This is a genomic window from Psychrobacter sp. 1U2 (assembly GCF_051847575.1).
Window position 1 is genome coordinate 1 of sequence record NZ_JBPYDC010000322.1, and the last position, 1,207, is coordinate 1,207.

Sequence of the window (1,207 nt, forward strand, 5' to 3'; positions counted from 1 at the left end):
TAATATGACCATGAGAGTTTTGGTTACGATGACCGATCATAGAAGCAAGCGTGGTTGATTTGCCTGTCCCTGTAGCACCGACTAATAAGATGATACCACGCTTTTTCATCGCCAACTCTTTTAGCGAAGGAGGCAGGCGCAGCTCTTCAACCGTTGGAATTTTGTTTTCGATTTTTCGTAAAACCATGCCTGCCATATCACGCTGCATAAAAGCACTGACCCGAAAGCGTGCCAGCTGCGATTTATCTGAGATGGCAAACTGACATTCATTGGTGTCTTCAAACTCTTTTTGCTGATTGTAGGTCATAAGACTTTTGACCAAAAGCAAAGTTTGCTCACCCGTTAATGGCGCTTGTCCTACAGGACAAATAGTACCGTTTATTTTCATAGAAGGCGCAACGCCAGCTGTAATAAACAAGTCAGAGCCGTTCTTCTTAACCATGAGTTGCAGTAGTTTATCGAAGTCCATATCATATCCAAATTAAAAGTGAGTTATTAAAAAATAAGTTAAAGGTACTAAATATAATGTAAGAATAAGAGGGTCAAATCAGTGTTATATAAATGCTTCAGGCTGTTTTGCATAAGGACGAGCGACGTCTTTGCTAATAGTGCCTTTGCTGACTAAGTTTTTGAGAGTTTGGTCGAGCGTAATCATGCCGTCACCAGCACCAGTCTGAATAGCAGAATACATCTGGGCAATCTTGTTTTCGCGTATGAGATTGCGAATGGCAGGTGTACCGAGCATGATTTCGTGAGCAGCTACACGTCCACCTGTTTGCTTTGGTAGTAGCGTCTGTGAAATAACGGCTTGCAGCGATTCAGATAACATTGCACGAATCATATCTTTTTCAGCAGCCGGAAAAACATCGATCACACGGTCAATTGTCTTCGCGGCAGAGCTGGTATGCAAAGTGCCAAACACCAAGTGACCAGTTTCAGCAGCGGTCAAAGCCAAACGAATGGTTTCAAGGTCACGTAGCTCACCAACCAAGATAACGTCTGGATCCTCTCGTAGTGCAGAGCGTAGAGCAGGCTCAAAACCTAACGTATCACGATGGACTTCACGCTGGTTGATAAGGCTCTTTTTGGATGCATGAACGAATTCGATAGGGTCTTCGATAGTCAAAATATGCTCTTTACGTGTATCATTGATATAGTCGATCATTGCCGCTAAGGTAGTAGATTTACCAGAACCAGTCGGCCCTGT

2 protein-coding genes are annotated in these 1,207 nt (G+C 43.4%); both read right to left on the reverse strand.

The window, feature by feature from the left end; all coding sequences use genetic code 11:
• A partial coding sequence (locus tag ACS8FD_RS15495) for an ATPase, T2SS/T4P/T4SS family (RefSeq protein WP_439276507.1) occupies window positions 1-469 on the reverse strand: 469 nt, incomplete at its 3' end.
• Between the two features lie 84 nt (window positions 470-553).
• The coding region (locus ACS8FD_RS15500) for a type IV pilus twitching motility protein PilT (RefSeq protein WP_439276508.1) at window positions 554-1,207 on the reverse strand (654 nt) is incomplete at its 5' end.